This window comes from Bradyrhizobium sp. AUGA SZCCT0176, from assembly GCF_018130145.1.
Lineage (GTDB): Bacteria > Pseudomonadota > Alphaproteobacteria > Rhizobiales > Xanthobacteraceae > Bradyrhizobium.
The window spans coordinates 457,265-475,112 of sequence record NZ_JAFCMB010000004.1; the positions used below are offsets into that span (position 1 = coordinate 457,265).

A 17,848-nucleotide genomic window follows, 5' to 3' on the forward strand; every position below is an offset into this window, starting at 1 on the left:
GATGGATGGATTGCTTCGTCGCTTCGCTCCTCGCAATGACGGCGCGGCTGGTTCTTACTTCCGCCCGGCCATTTCCTTTGCCTTCTGGCCGAACATATTCCTGCGCGATTCCTCGTCGAACGGTTCTTTCACGAACTTGCCGATCGCCAATCCCGCCTGCACCTGCGGCCGGGCGCGCACGACGGCGTACCAGCGCTTGATGTTGGGATAATCGTCGAGCGTAAAGCCCTGTGCCTTGTGGGTCATGGTCCAGGGGAAGCAGGCGATGTCGGCGATCGAATAATCGCCCGCGATATAGGCGCCGGTCTTGCCGAGCTGCGTGTCGAGCACGCGATAGAGCCGCGCGGCCTCATCCCGGTAGCGCTCGATCGCGTACGGGATCTTTTCCTGCGCATAGAGCGCGAAATGGCCGTGCTGGCCGAGCATCGGCCCGAGCCCACTCATTTGCCACATCACCCACTGCACCGCGTGGGAGCGGCCGCGCGCGTCTGTGGGCAAGAAGCGACCGGTCTTTTCCGCCAGATAGATCAGGATCGCGCCGGTCTCGAACACCGAGAACGGCGCGCCGCCGTCGGCCGGCGCATGGTCGACGATGGCCGGAATGCGGTTGTTGGGACTGATCGCGAGGAATTCCGGCTTGAATTGCTCGCCGGCGCGGATGTTGACCGGGATCACGGTATAGGGGAGCCCGAGTTCCTCCAGCATGATCGAGATTTTCCAGCCATTGGGCGTCGGCGCGTAATGCAGGTCGATCATGGTTTCCCCGGCTGCCGCACCTGCCGGATTATTCCCGGCGAGAACGACTTTTGTTGTTCTGTACTGACATCATAAGACATGGCAGACAGGCGCTCAATCAGAACCACCCGGGAGGCTCCCATGCTGTTTCCAACGACGATCGCAGGCTCACTTCCGAAGCCGGAATGGCTGGCCGAGCCGAACACGCTATGGGCGCCCTGGAAATCCAAGGGCGATGAACTCGCCCGCGCCAAGCGCGACGCCACCATGCTGGCCGTAAAACTGCAGGAGGATTCCGGCATCGATATCGTCACCGAGGGCGAGCAGGCCCGTCAGCATTTCGTCCACGGCTTTCTGGAAAAGGTCGACGGCATCGATTTCGCCCACAAGGTCGAAATGGGCATCCGCAAAGACCGCTACAAGGCGATGGTGCCGCAGGTGGTGGCGCCGCTGACGCTAAGGGGCCGCGTCCACGCCGATGAGGCCCGCGTCGCCCGCGCCCACACCAAACACAAGCTGAAATTCACTTTGCCTGGCCCGATGACCATCATCGACACCGTAGCCGACGGCCATTATGGCGACCGCGTCAAGATGGCGTTCGCATTTGCCGAACTGTTGAACGAGGAAGCCAAGGCCTTGCAGGCCGACGGCGTCGACATCATCCAGTTCGACGAGCCCGCCTTCAACGTGTTCATGGACGAGGTTTCGGACTGGGGGATCAAGGCGCTGGAGCGCGCCGCGCAGGGGCTGACCTGCGCCACCGCCGTGCACATCTGCTACGGCTACGGCATCAAGGCCAACACCGACTGGAAGGAAACCCTTGGCAAGGAGTGGCGGCAGTACGAGGAGATTTTCCCGGCGATCGCCAAAAGCTCGATCCAGCAGGTCGCGATCGAGTGCCGCAATTCCAAGGTGCCGCTGGACTTGCTGGCGCTGTTGACCGGCAAGATCGTCCAGGCCGGCGTGATCGACGTCGCCAGCGACACGGTCGAGACCGCAGAAGACGTCGTCAAGGTGATCGACGCGGTGTCGAAATTCGTGCCGAAGGCCAACATCGTCGCCACCACCAATTGCGGCATGGCGCCGATGCGCCGGGATATTGCCGAGGCGAAGCTTGCGGCGCTGGGGGCCGGCGCGAAACTGGCGCGGCAGCAGTTGGGGTGAGCAGCGCTCCCAACCACCGTCATGGCCGGGCTTGACCCGGCCATCCACGTCTTTCTTCGATGAGCACAGAAAGACGTGGATGCCCGGCACAAGGCCGGGCATGACGAAGGATAGAGTCCGGCTCAATCCGTCAATTCACCCGCACTCGGATGCAACACCGGCCGATACCCCGCGCCCAATGCACGCAGCGTCGACGGCGGCGTCAGCAGCATCGCATCCGCGATCGCATGGCCCGCCTGTCGATAGCCTGCCATCAACCATTGCAGCCCCCTGCCCTGCATGATCAGAAAACTCTCCGCCCCCGCCTGCACCATCGCGCCATCGGGCAGCTTCTCGACCGGCATCGGCAATGGATGCAGCCGCTTCTTGCCTTTCTCCAGCCGCTCCCGATGCAGCACAGCGTCAATATCTCGCGCGAGGACATCGGCGACGCCATTGCCCTCTTCCCACGCCGCGCGAAAACGGTTGGCGTCGTCGCGGCGGCAGAAGAAACAGGGGCGATGGCCGGCCGCGAACGCGGTCGCTTCATCGAGGAAGAACAGTTCGGTCCAGCTGCGCGTGCCCATCACCTGGCGCCGCCATCCCCTGAACTCGCAGACACAGGTGATCCACGCCGGGCTCGCCCAGCGCTTTTTCAGCAGCGTCTTCGTTGCGGGATCATGGATGATGCCGCGATTGCCGGTGAACAGGCCGCGGTTCGGATCGGCGACGATGTCGCCTGAGGGCGTGACGCGGTTTTGCAGCGGCATGGACGGCTCGATCGTTGGCCGCACCCCAAGCCGTGGGGCTCGTCATTCCGGGATGGTGCGCAGCACCAGACCCGGAATCTCGAGATTCCGGGTTCGCGCTTACGCACGCCCCGGAATGACGGCGAGAGTGTTACCCCGCGCCGTCGCGGATCGGCGGCTGGAACGACAGCGCGGTGTCCCAGGGAAAGTGAATCCAGGTGTCCTGCGACACTTCGGTAATGAAGGTATCCACCAGCGGCTTGCCCTGCGGCTTGGCGTAAACAGCCGCGAAATGCGCCTCCGGCATCATCGATCGCACCAGCCGCCCGGTCTTGCCGGTATCGACGAGGTCGTCGACGATCAACAGCCCCTTGCCGGTACCGCCGCCGAGTTTTGCCACGTCCGCCGAAACGCCCTTGAGAGCCTTCAGGTCGCCCTGTCTGGTGTGGTCATAGCTGGCAATGCAGACGGTATCGATGATACGAATGCCGAGTTCGCGCGCAACGATGGCGGCCGGCACCAGCCCACCACGGGTAATCGCAATGATGGCATGAAACGGCCCGACCTCGTTGAGTCGCCAGGTCAGCGCCCGGCAATCCCGGTGAAACTGATCCCACGACACGGGAAAGGCCTTCTCCGGCGGAGTGACTTTTTCACTGGTCATGACTTCGCTCCAAAACGATTGGCCACCTTTGATCTCCTCAACTATAGCGACTTTGCCATCTCGCTGGTCGCCGACCAGCCCAGTTGCGCGTACAGCGGCCGTCCCACCTTGGTGGCATGCAGTATCGCGAAAGCCACGCCTCGCCTGGCGAATTCCTGGTCCGCCCGGTCCATCAGCGCTTTGGCAATTCCCTGTTTGCGATGCGACGGCTCGACAAACACGTTGAGCACGTAGCCGCGCCTGTCCTGCGTCGGATGCGCCGGGCCCGGCGGCCACTCGATGGTCATCAGCCCGATTCCCGCGATGGGCTTGCCGTGCTCCTCGACGATATAGCCGAAATACGATCCGTCGCCGAGGTGCTTGGCCAGCCAGGGCCGAAAATGCGCGGTCTGACTCGCCAAAATCGCTTCGGTCCTGCCCGGCGCGTCGGATTCGCGGAACATCTGTTCGCGGTGCCGGCACACCAGTTCGAGATCGTCGGCGCGGATTGGCCTGGTCGAAATCATCGGTGCTATCGTGGCGTGTTCAAACCCGCCAGCATCTCCTTCACCGCAGCCATCGCGGCGGCGAGCTTGTCGGGATCGCGCGAGCGGACCACAAGATTGGTGTTCGGCTTCTTGTCTTCGTCCTGGAACGGATAGCTGCCGATGATGGTGTCGGGATGGGCACTCGCGATCACGCGCAAGGGGCCGCCGATGTCGCCTTCCCGCGCATTCGCCCGGACCGAATCCGACAGCATCCGCACGCCCGATTTCAGCTTCGGCGCGACGATATCCATCATCGCTTGCATGATGGTGGGAATACCGGCCATCACGATGACGTTGCCGAGCTTGAAGCCGGGGGCCAGGATGGTGGCGCTCTGGATCAGTTCGGCGCCATCGGGGACACGGGCCATGCGCAAGCGCGCCTCGTTCAGATCCTGTTCGGTCCAGCGCTCGCGGAATCGGGCCACCACTTCGGGGTGATGATCGATGCCGACGCCGAACGCCTTGGCGACGCTGTCGGCAGTGATGTCGTCATGGGTCGGCCCGATGCCACCGGTGGTAAAGACGTAATCGTAGCGCTTTCGCAGTGCATCAAGGGCGGCGATGATGTCGGCCTCCTCGTCGGCAACGACGCGGACTTCCTTGAGGTCGATCCCGATATTGGTCAGGTACTCGGCGATAAAGCCGATGTTCTTGTCCTTGGTCCGGCCGGACAGGATCTCGTCACCAATGACCAGAATACCCGCTGTGACGATCTCACTCATTTCCAATCCTCGTCTTATCCCCTGACCTTGCGCATCCAACGCATTGAAGTCACGGGGCTTTGCTGCCGAAATAAGCACCCGGAAGCCGATTTTTGAGGCAGCACGGGGAAACAACCCCATACCAAATGCTCCAGCCCATGCATATCGCGCTGGCCCGGCCCTTGCTACCATCCCGTGAAGTCATGCACTGTGTCGCATGGCTTCGAAAGATAGTCAGGATTTATGGCAGTCGCGTTTGATGAAATGAATGGCCCCGGCGGGGACCTCCGGCCCGCCTACCAGGAACTCTCCCGCTGGTTGAAGGAGACGCCTCCGGACGCCCTTGAATATCGCCGCCAGGAAGCGGAGCTGCTGTTCCGCCGGATCGGCATCACCTTTGCCGTCTATGGCGACGCCGAAGCCCAGGAACGGCTGATCCCCTTCGACGTGATCCCCCGGATCATGTCGGCCAAGGAATGGACGCTGCTGGAGAAGGGCCTGAAGCAGCGGGTCCGCGCCCTCAACATGTTCCTGCGCGACATCTATCACGGCCGCGACATCCTGCGCGCCAACATCATCCCCGACGACCTGATCTTCCAGAATCCGGTATTCCGTCCCGAAATGAACGGCCAGGACGTCCCCCATGACGTCTACGTCCATATCGCCGGGATCGATATCGTCCGGGTCGACGCCGACAATTTCATCGTACTGGAGGACAATGCGCGGACCCCGTCCGGCGTGTCCTACATGCTGGAAAACCGCGAAATCATGATGCGGCTGTTTCCGGACCTGTTCGCCCGCCACCGCGTCGCACCGGTGGAGAAGTACCCCGACGAACTGCTGTCGGCGCTGCGCTCGGTGGCGCCGCTCTCCGCTTCCGCCGAGCCTGTGGTCGCGCTGATGACGCCCGGCGTCTACAACTCGGCCTATTACGAGCACTCGTTCCTGGCCGACAAGCTCGGCATCGAGCTGGTCGAGGGCCGCGACCTCATCGTCAAGAACGACGAGGTGTTCATGCGCACCACCGAGGGCCTCAAGCGCGTCGACGTGATCTACCGCCGCGTCGACGACGACTTCCTGGATCCCCTGACCTTCCGCCCGGATTCCGCGCTCGGCGTGCCCGGGCTGATGTCGGCCTACGCGGCCGGCAACGTCACACTCGCCAACGCCGTCGGCACCGGCATCGCCGATGACAAGGCGGTCTATTCCTACATGCCGGACATCGTGAAATTCTATCTCGGCGAAGAGCCGATCCTGAAGAACGTGCCGACCTGGCGCTGCCGCGAGCCCAAGGACCTCGCCTACGTGCTCGACAATCTCGGCGATCTCGTGGTCAAGGAAGTGCATGGCTCCGGCGGCTACGGCATGCTGATCGGCCCCGCCGCCACCAAAGCGACGATCGAGGCGTTCCGCGACAAGCTCAAGCGCGAGCCGGAGGGTTTTATCGCGCAGCCGACGCTGGCGTTGTCGACCTGCCCAACCTGCACCGCGTCGGGCCTCGCGCCGCGCCATGTCGACCTCCGGCCGTTCGTGCTGACCGGGCGCGATCACGTCACCATCGTGCCGGGCGGGCTGACCCGCGTGGCGCTGAAGGAAGGCTCCCTGGTGGTCAATTCGAGCCAGGGCGGCGGCACCAAGGACACCTGGATTCTGGACGAATAGAGATGCTGTCGCGCACCGCCGAAAACCTGTACTGGCTGGCCCGCTATGTCGAGCGCGCGGAATATCTCGCGCGCACTATCGACGCGACCTTGCGCGTGACCGCCCTTCCCGCCGCCTATATCGGCAAGACCAATGAATGGGATTCCGCGCTGTTGACCGCCGGCGTCAGCGCCAGCTTCTACGAGGCCTATCAGGAAGCCAACGAACAGAACGTCGTCGAGTACCTGGCGTTCTCGCCGTCCAACCCCTCCTCGATCAAGAATTGCATCGAGGCCGCCCGGCTCAATTCCCGCTCGGTGCGCACGGCACTGACGAGTGAGATGTGGGACACCATCAACTCGGCCTGGATCGAGCTGCAGGAGGTCTGGGGTAAAGGCACGTCGAGCCGGGAAGAGCTGGCGAGATTCCTGCGCTTCGTGCAGGAGACTTCGCTGCGCTTCGACGGTTCCGCTTACCGGACCATGCTGCGCAACGACGCCTACTGGTTCTCGCGCCTCGGGCTGCATCTGGAGCGCGCCGACAACACCGCCCGCATTCTCGACGTGAAGTATCACGTGCTGCTGCCCGAGGAGGAACATGTCGGCGGTCCGCTGGATTATTACCAGTGGACCTCGATCCTGCGCTCGGTGTCTGCGCTGACGGCCTATCACTGGGTCTACCGCGAGACGCTGAAACCCTGGCTGATCGCTGATTTGCTGATCCTCAACGACACGCTGCCGCGCTCGCTGGCGAGCTGCTACAGCAATCTGGTGCGGAACCTCGACCAGATCGGCGTCGCCTATGGCCGCCAGGGCGCCTCCCAGCGCCACGCCCGCGGCGTCCGCAACCGGCTTGAACACAGCCATATGGACGATATCTTCCAGCATGGCGTCCATGAATTCATCCAGGAATTCATTGCGGACAACGCTCGGCTGGGTGAGATCATCACCAAGCAGTATCTGATTTGATACATTCAGCGTCATGGCCGGGCTTGACCCGGCCATCCACGTCTTGCTTTGGAGAGTGAGAAGGAAGAAAGACGTGGATGCCCGGGACGTCTAGCGCGAAGACGCGCTTCGCGCTAATGCCCGGGCATGACGATCTCAACCTCATCCCGGTCTACCCATGCGCCTGCGAATTGCCCATACCACCAGCTATCGTTATGAGCCCCCCGCCTCGGGCGTGATCCAGATCCTGCGGATGACGCCCGGCAGCCATGACGGGCAGTATGTCGCCGAGTGGCAGATCGACGTCTCTACCGATTCCCGGCTCGACATGCACCAGGACGCGTTCGGCAATGTCACGCATGTTCTGACTCACGGGCCGCTCGCCGACCTCACCATCAATGTCGAGGGCCTGATCGAGACCCACGACACCGGCGGCGTGCTGCGCGGCACCGACGAGCGTTTCCCGCCGAGCCTGTTCCTGCGCTCCACCGCGCTCACCGAAGTCAATCCGGCGATGGCGACTTTTGCCCGCGAGATGCGCTCCGAATCGGGCGACGACGTGCTCGGCTTCCTGCATGCGCTGATGGTGCAGATCAACGAGCACATGACGTTCGACGAGGATCCGACCAACAGCGGCACCTCGGCGGCGGAGGCCTTCGCTTTGAAGCGCGGCGTGTGCCAGGACTACGCGCATATCTTCATCGCCTGCGCGCGCTCGGGCGGCGTGCCGGCGCGGTTTGTCTCCGGGCATTTCCTGCGCTCCGACGGCACCGTCAACCAGCAGGCCGGCCATGCCTGGGCGGAAGCTTTCGTGCCTGATCTGGGCTGGGTCGGCTTCGACGCCGCCAACGGCATCTGCACGACGGACGCCCACGCCCGCATCGCCATCGGCCTGGATTATCTCGGCGCGGCCCCCGTCCGCGGCACCCGCTACGGCGGCGGCAACGAGACGCTGACGGTTGCGGTCAAGGTAGAACAGGCCGGCGGCCGGTCGGGGCAGTGGCAGAGCCAGTCGTGAGGGGCTCCGTCCTTTCGGGATGGTGCGCAAGCACCAGACCCGGAATCTCGAGATGGTTGCGCGAGATTCCGGGCTCGTCGCTTCGCGCCGCCCCGGAATGACGACTGAAGTTGTCGCTCGATATCCCGGGTTCGCGCTAAGCGCGCCCTCAGATGCGCAATTGCGCATCGGGGGATGACGGCCTTTCGGCCGTCACTTATCCAGCCACACATCCTCGAACCGCAGATTATTATACTGACTATTGTCGTGCGGCTTGAAGTTCTTCACATGGGGCTGCCAGCAATTGCCGGCCGATGAATGCAGGATGATCGGGCGCGCGGCGTCGTCGACCAGGATGCGCTCGATATCCCAAACGATCTTCCTGCGCTTTTCCTTGTCGAGTTCGCGCGACTGTGCCGCCAGCAACTTGTCGACCTCGGCATTGCAGTACTGGGTATAGTTGCGCTCGGACTTGCATGAATAGTTCTCGACGATGTTGCCGTCGGGATCGTCGACGCTGACGCCGGTGACGTTCAATCCGATCGTAAAATCCTTTTTCGCCAGCCGCGCATACCATCGCGGCGTATCGAGGATGTCGAGTTCGCCGACGATGTAAATCTTCTTGAGCTGGTCGGCCAGGATCACCGCGGGATCGCGGTAGGTCGGCAGGTTCCGGGTCTGGATCTTGATCGGCAGCGGTTTGGCGTCGCTGTAGCCGAGCTTCTGCATGATCGCCTGCGCTTCCGCGACGTTCCTGGCGATGTCAGGGCCATAGCCCATGAGCGATGACACCATTTCCGGAGACATGCCCCATTCGCCCTCGGGCTTTGCCAGCATCGCCCCGCCCAGCCGCGCGTTGCCTTCCATCAGGATGGTGTTGAAGGCCTTGCGATCGAGCGCCAGCGACATCGCCTTGCGAATGTCGGGATTGTCGAACGGCGGGTTGACGCGATTGACCAGCAAATTGATCTGGGTTCCGGTGCCGGTCATCTCGCAGATCGCGTTCGGCGCCCGCGCCTTGATGTCCTTCAGCAGGGGAACGCTGACATCGGAGGGAAAGGTGATGTCGTAGTCGCCGGTCGCGAATGCCAGCATCCGCGTGGCGCGGTTGTCGATCGTCCGCACCGTGATTTCATCGAGATAGGGCCGATCCTTCTTGAAGTAATCCGGATTGCGCACGACGTGCATGGATTCGCCGCGCTTGAATTCGACGAACTTGAATGGCCCGGTGCCGATCGGCTTGGTCCGCATCACAGCTTGCGGCACGTGGCAGGGATAGACAGCTGAAAACGCGCTCGCCAGCAGCACCGGCAGGCTCGGCTGCGGCTCGCTCAGTTCGAACGTCGCCTCATGGTCGCCATTGATGCTGACGTCCTGCAGCTTGGTGTACCAGACCTTGCGCGGGTTGCGCCTGAAATCCTGCGTTTCGGTCTTGCCGATCAGCATTCGCCAGGTGCACTGCACGTCTTTCGCCGTGAAGGGTTGGCCGTCGTGCCACTTCACGCCCTGCCGCAGCTTGAAGGTCAGCTTGGTGTTGGTCGCGTCCCAGGACCAGCTTTCGGCCAGATCAGGGATCACGGTCTCCATGCTCTCATGCGGTTTGGCCGGATCGAACACCACGAGATTATTGAACACCGCCGCAAACGGCAGCACCGAGGCGATGGTCGCTTCTTCCAGGAGTGACGTCGAGGGCGGATTGTCGTTGTGATAGAGCCGGAGCGTGCCGCCCTTCTTCTGGGCGATTGCGGGGCTTGCAGCGCACAGCGCGATGCAAAGCAGTGCCAGGGGAGCGAATTTCCATCTGACGGACAACCGGTTGGCGCGCACTTTGGCCTCCCAAAAGATTTTGTTTTTCTATAGAACTACCACCGGTCGAGCGCAACGTTACGCGGGTGATTATCCCAGAGTAAGGTAGCTGGCGTCGCATGAAGATCGCGGTCGGGATCATCGCAGCGGTTCTGTTGGCGGCCGCTGCCAAGGAAGCAAGCGCAGTGTTCGCGCCGCTGGCGCTGGCGCTCTTTATCATCGCAATCGTCTGGCCGCTGCAGAGCCGGCTGCAGGCGAAAATGCCGAAACTGCTGGCATTAGCCGTCACCATCGTCGTCACGATCGTGGTCTGTCTCGCTTTCGCCTCGCTCGCGGCCTGGGGATTCGGGCGGGTCGGACGATCACTGATGGCCGATACGGTGCGCTATCAGGCGCTTTATGGCGCCATGGTGACGTGGCTCGACGGCCATGGCGTCTCGGTCGCCGGCCTGTGGGCCGAGCATTTTAACGTCGCGTGGCTGATGCGCGCAACGCAACTCGTCACCGGCCGCGTCAACACCACACTCAGCTTCTGGGTGATTGCACTTGTCTATGTTGTGCTGGGACTTCTGGAGGTAGAGGACGCCAGACGAAGGATCGAGACGCTCGGCAAGCCTGAGGTTGCGCGCGTGCTGCTGGACGGCAGTGCGGCGACCGCGGCCAAATTCCGGAAATACCTCCTGGTTCGGACGCAGATGAGCGCCATCACCGGCCTGCTCGTCGGTCTGTTCGCCTGGATCACCGGACTGCCGTTCGCGCTCGAGTGGGGCGTGATCGCCTTTGCGCTCAATTACATCCCCTTCATCGGGCCCTTCATCGCAACGCTGTTTCCCACCTTGCTGGCGATGACACAATTCGAGAGCTGGCAAGCCGTTCTTGCCGTGTTCGTTTGCCTCAACATCATCCAGTTTGTGGTCGGCAGTTATATTGAGCCGCGCGTTGCCGGCAGCATGCTTTCGATCTCGCCTCTGGTTGTGTTGTTCGCGATCTTTTTCTGGACTTTTCAGTGGGGCTTGTTCGGAACTTTCATCGGCGTACCGATCGCGCTCGCTATCCTCACCTTCTGTGCCCAGCATCCGTCGAGCCGCTGGATAGCCGATCTGCTCGGCGGATCGAAGCAATAGGGGGTGACAAACGCTAGCTACCGCTCTCGCCGGCGATCTCGACGCACTGCGGCGGGAGCAAACAGAGCCGCCCGTTCGAACCGGCGGCCAGCGTATGGATCAGAAACTGCGTCGGTTCGGCGTCAGGGCCACCCATGACAGGCGACGGAGCAGAGATGATCTTCAGCGTACCGCAGGCGCCGATCCAGTCGATGTGGCGATGGCCGTGCATGACCACGGCCCGCTTCGCGAAAGGCCTGAGTTTGCGGACAAACCAGCTGCCGTTGACCAGCGCGGTTCCAATCCGTTCGGAAAAATTCGTAACCGGCATTGGATATTCTATCAGATGATGATGCAGCGCGACGATCCATTGCGCTTTCGGGAAACGACCCAGCGCCGCCGCGAGCCGGCGCATCTGTTCAACGGAGACCAATCCGAGCGCGTTGGTGAAGGAAAAATGCGTATCGGCGTTGGAATTCAGGATCAGGACGCCTAATCCGTCTTCCCGATCGGGTGGCAACAGCATCGGAAACAGGTCGTCGAACAGCCCGACCAGTCCGGCGGCGCGGCGCAAGCCGCCGCGTTCGGCGAATGCCGCGATCCGCTGGCGATACGGCGCCAGCGCCTCGTTGAGCGTCGCTGCCGGCTTTCCCGTGTCGTCGACGACATACACACGTTCCCCCTGCACGGTTGCGATGGCCGACAACGTCCGCATCTGCCGCAGCCGCTTGCCGGGGCTGAACGGCAAATCGAGCCGGGCCGGATTGGCACGGTCGACGATGTTCAGATCGTGATTGCCGGGCAACATGACCATGAGAGCCGCGAGATCACGATGCAGCGCCACGACGTCGAGGAATTCGGCCCATTCCGTCGCGCGGCCGGCATCGGTCATGTCGCCGGTCACAAGGATGAGATCGAGCGGGTCAGCGGCGTGGATCGCCGCAAGACGCGCCATGAGGCGCGTAAAGCGCTGGTTTCCGCGCGGGCCGCCACGTCCGCTCTCGATGCGGAAACCATATCGCTCGCCGATCACGTGAAGGTCCGAAAGATGCGCGACACGCCAGGTCCGGCAACCGGACGGCGCGTCGTCGAATCCGGGAAGATCGAGCGGCTGATCCATTCTGGCATCCGCAAAGCCCCAGACCAGCGACGCGAACGCGAGATAACCCGATACCAGTATGACCGCATTGGCCAAAGTCGGAACGATCAGCCGATGCAGAAGCACAAGGTCCGACACCGAACCGGTCCACCGCGAGAAGGGCCAAACGAAAATCGCGACTGCCGCCGCACACAGGCAGAGCACAATGCCAGCGCCAGCGGAGCTCGTCGCACGCAGCCGTGCCCGCCCTGCCGCGTCAGCGTTCCTGCCGAACACCAGTTCCACCAGGTGCCGCAGCGCTTCGCGCCCAAACGCATAGCCGGGCTGGACGGCGAGCGCATTGAGCGACCAGAAATTTGTCTCAGCGGCCCGAAACAATGGTCGCCATCCGAACCATCCAAGCGCGATGACCGTGACCAGCAGCAGCGCCGCGCCGATCCCGGTCAGTTCCAGAACATGTTCGGACAAGGATGAGAACCATGCCGTCGCGATCAGCGGCGCGAGCCCGAGCAGCACCGCCGGCAACAGCAGCGAGACGGTCCAGGCAAACAGCAGTTTCGGCAGGCTGATTTCAACCAGCAGACTGCCGGCGATCGCCAGCAGCGATCTCTGTCCGGGACTGGAGGCATCGTCCTCGATATCGCCCTGGCGCGGATCGACAAGCAACCGGCCTTGAGCGGCTGTTGAATCAGGCTCCGCGGTCGGCCTCCTCATGATCAGGGCCCGCATTTTACGTCCGCAGCAGGATCGATTGCTCTCCGACCGACGCTATCAGTCTTTCGGTGGAATGCCAGCAGCGCATCCGCTCACCCGGGGCCGCGACCTTGCTTCTGAACACACTCATTTTGTTCGCCAGCCTTCCTCTGCGCCAGCCTTCGGATATGCAATTCGTGCCACCGGATAGCGTAATTTGTCACAAACTTTTGTAGCAAAGCGCACAAGCCGCAAACCCTTTCATTCGGTTGCAGCGTTAACATTGAGCGATAGTAATCAAGTTCCGCATTACAAATTGCAAGGGAGGCTTGTTATGCGCACAAGGCTTATCGGCACTGTCGCGGTTGTTTCGACCGCTTGGCTGGTCACGTTGAGTGGAAATGCCCGTGCAGAAATATTGATCACGACTGCCGCGATATCGCGAGGCGAGTTGGTTGTCGTGGGACGGGTTCGGCGAGCGCGCGACCCCAACGTGGAGATCAAGATAAGCCCAACCAAAACGGTGCGTGTTGAGAGCACATCGACCGGAGGCTTTAGGTGGGTTGGATCGGAATTTCCCTCCACTTGTATCGTGAAGATCACGTCCGGGCCGGATACGAGAGACGTGGTGATACAGAACTGCGGCCTTCCCGGACCTGCTGGCCCGCCTGGCCCAGCAGGTCCTCCAGGCCCGGCCGGACCGAAGGGAAACTAGCGGCTTCGGTGCACATTGGACTTGGTCTTTAGGACATTTCGCTCAGAAGAGGCTCATATGGCGAGGGTCAGGATCGTGCACACGACCGAGTACACCTACCGCAACCCGGTGGGCTTGTTGCGCCACAAGCTGATGATCCGGCCGGATGAGAGTCACGATCTGCGACTTCATAGCGCGAAGCTAAAGGTCGAACCGGCGCCGTCCGATATCTACTGGAAGCATGACGTTTTCGACAATTCGATCTGCTTCCTGCATTGGCCGGAAGCGCTCAGAACCAGGCGGCTCGGCATTGTGTCAGAGCTTGACTTAACACATCACCCCGAGGGGCAGCCACTCCCGATTTATAGTCTCGACTCGGCTGCCGAGCAGTTTCCATACGCCTACGCCGCCCATGAGTTTCCCGATCTGGCTCGGTTCACTCAACTCCAAATGCCGGACTCCGATCGAAAGGTCGACGCATGGGCCCGCCGTGTCGTGTCAAGCGTGGATAGTAAGGAGACCCTGCGAGTACTGGACGCAATGACGCATGTAATCAAGGAAGAATTCCGTTATGTCGCGCGCCATGAGGAGGGTACGCAGACAGCCGCCGAGACCCTCGCACTTGGTTCCGGCACCTGCCGCGATTTTGCAGTGCTGATGATGGAAGCGCTGCGCTGCTTCGGGCTCGCCGCGCGTTTCGTCACCGGCTATTTGTATGACAATATCTCAGGTTCGGTTCGCGGGGGCGGCAGCACCCATGCCTGGTGCAGCGTCTACCTCCCCGGCGCAGGATGGGTTGAGTATGATCCCACGAATGGCTTGATTGCCGGCGAGAACCTGATCCGCGTGGGCGTAACCCGAGAGGCGGAACAAGCAATTCCAATTTCGGGCGGCTTCGTCGGCAACGCTGATGACCCGATCGCACTGCATGTGGATGTATCCGTCCATGCCATGCCGCAGCATGGATGCGGCGCAACATAATTAGCCCGTTCCCGGCATATGCAGTTTGTGCCATCGCGTTGCGCGATTTGTCACAAATTTTGTAACGAAACATACGTGCTGCAAACAGTGCTGTTCGGTTGCACCGTTGACTCGACGCTTCCTTGAGCGTTCACTTGTGCAACGATCTAAAAAGAGCTGACGCAATTCCTCGGGATGATTTGTCAGCGCGCAGCAGTGCTGCCGAAATACCTGACGATCCCTGAAGCGGATTGCTTGAGCCAGATGGAGGGGTCCAATGGACTCACCTTCGATCGCGGAACAAGCCGAGCGGCCATACGTCTCAACGGGGCATTTGCCCGAAGCCGAGACGGTGCAGAGGTTGGTGTCTGACGCACACCGGCAATTCAAGTCGAATACCGACGGCCAGAATTCCCAAGTCTATCCAGCCCTTGCCAGGATCCCCGGCGATTTGTTCGGCGTCTGTGTTGTCGGCACCAGCGGACGCGTCTACGCCGCCGGAGATACCGACTACGAGTTCTCGATCATGAGCGTGTCGAAGCCGTTCGTGTTCGCGCTGGTTTGCGAGACGATCGGACCGGAAGCAGCGCGCGACAAACTCGGTGCGAACGCCACGGGACTGGCCTTCAATTCGCTGGCCGCGATCGAGCAAGGCTCGAATGGTCGCACCAACCCGATGGTGAACGCCGGCGCCATTGCGACAACAAGCCTGACACCGGGTTCGACCGCGGAGGAAAAATGGCAATTCATCCATGACGGATTGTCGCGTTTCGCGGGCCGAAAGCTGCCGCTGAATGAAGAGGTCTACGCCTCGGCGTCGGATACCAACTTCCGCAACCGCAGCATCGCCCGCCTGCTGCAGAGTTTTGATCGGATCTACTGCGACGCAAGGGAAGCGACCGACCTCTACACCAGGCAGTGCTCGCTGAATGTCAGCGCCCGGGACCTCGCGGTCATGGGCGCTACGCTGGCTGATGGCGGCGTCAATCCGATCACCAGGGAACGCGTGGTCGATCCGGCAGTCTGTCACTACGCGCTGGCGGTGATGATCACCGCCGGACTGTACGAGACATCGGGCGACTGGCTTTACGACATCGGCTTGCCCGGAAAGAGCGGAATCGGTGGCGGCATCGTCGCCGTTGCCCCGGGTAAAGGCGGCTTCGGAACCTTCGCGCCCCCGCTCGACGCCGCAGGCAACAGCGTCAAGGGACAGCTCGCCGCTAAATTCCTGTCGCAGCGGCTGGGAATGGATCTGTTCGTGTCGCAACCGGAAGAATGAATCAGATGCCAAAGGGATTTTGAGGGGCCGTAAGACCCGACCGATCCGGACCCGAGCAGGCTGGAGGACGCCATGGCAACGCACTCGATTTCAATCGGTGACATCCGCGAAGACGCGCAGGCGTCATGGGTGCCGATGATCGCCATTGCGTTCGGCCAGATGATCATGTCCTTCAACGTCGCTTCGCTGCCGGTCGCGATGGGAGGCATGGTGCAGAGCTTCGGCGTCCCGCCGACGACCGTCGCGACCGGCATCGTGGCCTATTCGATGCTGGTTGCCGGCTTCGTGATGCTGGGCGCGAAACTCGCCCAGCGGTTCGGCGCCGCTCAGGTCTTCCGCGCCGCCGTCGTCCTGTTCTGTGCCGCGCAGATATTGATGACATTCAGCCCCACGGCGACCCTGATGATCACGGCCCAGGCGCTTTGCGGCGCGGCAGGGGCCGTGATCGTGCCGTCGCTGGTGGCGCTGATCGCCGAGAATTATTCAGGGCGCCAACAGGCGACCGCCGTCGGCGCGCTTGGTTCGGCGCGGGCGGCTGCCGGCGTGCTGGCGTTCATCATTGGCGGCGTCCTCGGTACATATATCGGCTGGCGTCCGGCGTTCGGAATCCTGATCGCCGCCTCCGCCATTGTTTTCGTTTTGAGCTTCCGCCTCAGGCCCGACCACGGACGGCCGGACGTGCAGATCGATGTCACAGGCGTTGTGCTGGCGGCAACAGCCATCATCCTCATCAGTTTCGGCTTCAATAATCTGAACGGCTGGGGCCTGGCGCTGGCAACCCCCAACGCGCCGTTCGACCTGCTTGGCCTCTCCCCCGCGCCGGTCATGATCGTTCTGGGTATCGTACTCGGCCAGGCCTTCCTGATGTGGACGCATCGGCGCCAGGCGGCCGGGAAGACGCCGCTGCTTGCCCTCGAGGTGATCGACTCGCCGCAGGAACGCGCGGCGGTCTACGGGCTGTTTGCCGTGGTCGCACTGGAGGCGGCGCTTAACTTTTCCGTGCCGTTGTACATTCAGATCGTACAGGGCCGCTCCCCTCTCGCGACCGCGATCGCGATGATGCCGTTCAATCTCACGGTGTTCTTCACGGCGATGCTTATCGTCAACGTCTACGACAAACTGACGCCCCGCCAGATCGGCCGCTATGGCTTCGCCCTTTGCACGATTGCACTGGTGTGGCTCGCGTTCGTGGTGCGGAACGACTGGAGCGAGATTCCCGTGCTGTTCGGCCTCGTCCTGTTCGGTATCGGCCAGGGTTCGCTGGTCACGCTGCTGTTCAACGTACTGGTCACCGCCTCGCCCAAGGCACTGGCAGGCGACGTCGGATCGGCGCGCGGCACCACGCAGAATCTCGCCGCGGCAGTCGGAACAGCCGTCGCCGGCGCGCTGCTTGTCGGCCTCTTGAGCACAATCGCCGTCAGCAGCATCGCCGCAAATCCGGTACTGCCGAAGGACCTGCAGAGCCAGGTCGATCTCAACAACATCACGTTCGTCAGCAACGAGCGCCTGCGGACCGTGATGGAGAAAACGACCGCTACGCCCCAGCAGGTGCAGGAAGCGGTGCGCGTGAACACGGAGGCGCGGCTGCGAGCGCTGAAGATCGGCCTGCTCATCATGGCCGGCCTCGCCTTGCTCGCGGTGTTTCCGGCCGGACAGCTCCCGAATTACCTGCCGGGAGAAATCCCAAGTGACGACCCCGCGGTCGAAGGCGCGAAATCGGCCTGATCCCGATTGCGAGACGTGTGTTCTCCGCGGTGAAAGTAACAAGGCGTCGATCAAAGGAGAGAACCCAATGGATGCAATCGAGCGTCGCAGCGTATTACGGGGCCTTCTGTGTGCGGCCGCAGCCGCGGGTTTTGCCGCAAGTTCGCTGCCGGCCGTGGTCGAGGCCATGCCCCTCGCGCCCCAGAAGGACCTTGGCAAAGATCTTGGCAGCAAAGATCCTGGCAGCAAGGCGGATGATCTCACCGTGCGGGTTCAGGCCGTAGCCCGCCGGCCGCCCCGGCGTCCTGTGGCTCGTCCGCCGCGACGACGCCCAATTCATCGTCACCGCCGGCGCCGTTGGGTCTGTTATTGGCACCGCGGGCGCCGCGTTTGCGGCTGGCGATGG

General features: G+C 62.3%; 15 protein-coding genes. 8 read left to right on the forward strand and 7 right to left on the reverse strand.

Annotated elements, in window-relative coordinates; translation table 11 throughout:
- Positions 1-54 precede the first annotated feature (54 nt).
- Positions 55-756: a glutathione S-transferase N-terminal domain-containing protein gene (locus tag JQ600_RS13370; protein WP_212386895.1), complete on the reverse strand. Its 702-nt coding sequence runs from the start codon at positions 754-756 to the stop codon at positions 55-57.
- 120 nt (positions 757-876) lie between these two features.
- Between JQ600_RS13370 and JQ600_RS13375 the strand changes: the two genes are divergently transcribed.
- On the forward strand, positions 877-1,899 hold the full coding sequence (locus JQ600_RS13375) for a methionine synthase (protein ID WP_212386897.1): 1,023 nt from the start codon (positions 877-879) through the stop codon (positions 1,897-1,899).
- A 122-nt stretch (positions 1,900-2,021) separates the two neighbouring features.
- Here JQ600_RS13375 and JQ600_RS13380 read toward each other — a convergent pair whose 3' ends face one another.
- From JQ600_RS13380 to JQ600_RS13395, 4 genes are all read right to left on the reverse strand, one after another.
- The gene (locus JQ600_RS13380) at positions 2,022-2,648 is read right to left on the reverse strand and encodes a hypothetical protein (protein WP_212386899.1); all 627 of its coding nucleotides are present in this window, start codon (positions 2,646-2,648) and stop codon (positions 2,022-2,024) included.
- 130 nt (positions 2,649-2,778) lie between these two features.
- Positions 2,779-3,291, reverse strand: coding sequence for a xanthine phosphoribosyltransferase (gene gpt, locus JQ600_RS13385; protein WP_212265872.1), 513 nt, complete (start codon positions 3,289-3,291; stop codon positions 2,779-2,781).
- Positions 3,292-3,332: 41 nt separating this feature from the next.
- Positions 3,333-3,797, reverse strand: coding sequence for a GNAT family N-acetyltransferase (locus JQ600_RS13390; RefSeq protein ID WP_212489945.1), 465 nt, complete (start codon positions 3,795-3,797; stop codon positions 3,333-3,335).
- 5 nt (positions 3,798-3,802) lie between these two features.
- The gene (locus JQ600_RS13395; protein ID WP_212386903.1) at positions 3,803-4,540 is read right to left on the reverse strand and encodes a molybdopterin-binding protein; all 738 of its coding nucleotides are present in this window, start codon (positions 4,538-4,540) and stop codon (positions 3,803-3,805) included.
- Positions 4,541-4,762: 222 nt separating this feature from the next.
- Between JQ600_RS13395 and JQ600_RS13400 the strand changes: the two genes are divergently transcribed.
- The 3 genes from JQ600_RS13400 (at position 4,763) to JQ600_RS13410 (ending at position 8,125) form a co-directional block, all read left to right on the forward strand.
- The gene (locus JQ600_RS13400; RefSeq protein ID WP_192734058.1) at positions 4,763-6,181 is read left to right on the forward strand and encodes a circularly permuted type 2 ATP-grasp protein; all 1,419 of its coding nucleotides are present in this window, start codon (positions 4,763-4,765) and stop codon (positions 6,179-6,181) included.
- A gap of 2 nt (positions 6,182-6,183) precedes the next feature.
- Positions 6,184-7,128 (forward strand): alpha-E domain-containing protein, encoded by a 945-nt coding sequence (locus tag JQ600_RS13405; RefSeq protein ID WP_212265874.1) that lies wholly within the window; start codon positions 6,184-6,186, stop codon positions 7,126-7,128.
- Between the two features lie 157 nt (positions 7,129-7,285).
- Positions 7,286-8,125 carry a transglutaminase family protein gene (locus tag JQ600_RS13410; protein WP_212386905.1) on the forward strand — a complete coding sequence of 280 codons (840 nt, stop codon included), beginning with the start codon at positions 7,286-7,288 and terminating at the stop codon, positions 8,123-8,125.
- Positions 8,126-8,317: 192 nt separating this feature from the next.
- On the opposite strand, the gene JQ600_RS13415 is transcribed toward JQ600_RS13410, so the two are convergent.
- Positions 8,318-9,931, reverse strand: a complete 1,614-nt coding sequence (locus JQ600_RS13415) for an ABC transporter substrate-binding protein (RefSeq protein WP_312010910.1) — start codon at positions 9,929-9,931, stop codon at positions 8,318-8,320.
- A gap of 98 nt (positions 9,932-10,029) precedes the next feature.
- Between JQ600_RS13415 and JQ600_RS13420 the strand changes: the two genes are divergently transcribed.
- Entirely contained in the window at positions 10,030-11,034 is a 1,005-nt protein-coding gene (locus tag JQ600_RS13420) for an AI-2E family transporter (protein WP_212265876.1), read from the forward strand.
- 13 nt (positions 11,035-11,047) lie between these two features.
- Here JQ600_RS13420 and JQ600_RS13425 read toward each other — a convergent pair whose 3' ends face one another.
- Complete coding sequence (locus tag JQ600_RS13425; protein ID WP_212386910.1) at positions 11,048-12,826, reverse strand: metallophosphoesterase; 1,779 nt, start codon at positions 12,824-12,826, stop codon at positions 11,048-11,050.
- A 751-nt stretch (positions 12,827-13,577) separates the two neighbouring features.
- Here JQ600_RS13425 and JQ600_RS13430 point away from each other — a divergent pair.
- The 3 genes from JQ600_RS13430 (at position 13,578) to JQ600_RS13440 (ending at position 17,463) form a co-directional block, all read left to right on the forward strand.
- On the forward strand, positions 13,578-14,480 hold the full coding sequence (locus JQ600_RS13430; RefSeq protein WP_212386912.1) for a transglutaminase family protein: 903 nt from the start codon (positions 13,578-13,580) through the stop codon (positions 14,478-14,480).
- A 256-nt stretch (positions 14,481-14,736) separates the two neighbouring features.
- Complete coding sequence (gene glsA / locus JQ600_RS13435) at positions 14,737-15,738, forward strand: glutaminase A (protein WP_212265879.1); 1,002 nt, start codon at positions 14,737-14,739, stop codon at positions 15,736-15,738.
- 72 nt (positions 15,739-15,810) lie between these two features.
- Positions 15,811-17,463: an MFS transporter gene (locus tag JQ600_RS13440; protein ID WP_249135857.1), complete on the forward strand. Its 1,653-nt coding sequence runs from the start codon at positions 15,811-15,813 to the stop codon at positions 17,461-17,463.
- The last annotated feature ends 385 nt before the right edge of the window (positions 17,464-17,848 follow it).

Coding starts and splice junctions, on each gene's coding strand:
- JQ600_RS13375 (WP_212386897.1), top strand. CDS start 877: ATGCTGTTTCCAACGACGATCGCAGGCTCACTTCCGAAGCCGGAATGG.
- JQ600_RS13425 (WP_212386910.1), bottom strand. CDS start 12,826: ATGAGGAGGCCGACCGCGGAGCCTGATTCAACAGCCGCTCAAGGCCGG.
- JQ600_RS13420 (WP_212265876.1), top strand. CDS start 10,030: ATGAAGATCGCGGTCGGGATCATCGCAGCGGTTCTGTTGGCGGCCGCT.
- glsA (WP_212265879.1), top strand. CDS start 14,737: ATGGACTCACCTTCGATCGCGGAACAAGCCGAGCGGCCATACGTCTCA.
- JQ600_RS13400 (WP_192734058.1), top strand. CDS start 4,763: ATGGCAGTCGCGTTTGATGAAATGAATGGCCCCGGCGGGGACCTCCGG.
- JQ600_RS13370 (WP_212386895.1), bottom strand. CDS start 756: ATGATCGACCTGCATTACGCGCCGACGCCCAATGGCTGGAAAATCTCG.
- JQ600_RS13405 (WP_212265874.1), top strand. CDS start 6,184: ATGCTGTCGCGCACCGCCGAAAACCTGTACTGGCTGGCCCGCTATGTC.
- JQ600_RS13430 (WP_212386912.1), top strand. CDS start 13,578: ATGGCGAGGGTCAGGATCGTGCACACGACCGAGTACACCTACCGCAAC.
- JQ600_RS13395 (WP_212386903.1), bottom strand. CDS start 4,540: ATGAGTGAGATCGTCACAGCGGGTATTCTGGTCATTGGTGACGAGATC.
- gpt (WP_212265872.1), bottom strand. CDS start 3,291: ATGACCAGTGAAAAAGTCACTCCGCCGGAGAAGGCCTTTCCCGTGTCG.
- JQ600_RS13410 (WP_212386905.1), top strand. CDS start 7,286: ATGCGCCTGCGAATTGCCCATACCACCAGCTATCGTTATGAGCCCCCC.
- JQ600_RS13380 (WP_212386899.1), bottom strand. CDS start 2,648: ATGCCGCTGCAAAACCGCGTCACGCCCTCAGGCGACATCGTCGCCGAT.
- JQ600_RS13440 (WP_249135857.1), top strand. CDS start 15,811: ATGGCAACGCACTCGATTTCAATCGGTGACATCCGCGAAGACGCGCAG.
- JQ600_RS13390 (WP_212489945.1), bottom strand. CDS start 3,797: ATGATTTCGACCAGGCCAATCCGCGCCGACGATCTCGAACTGGTGTGC.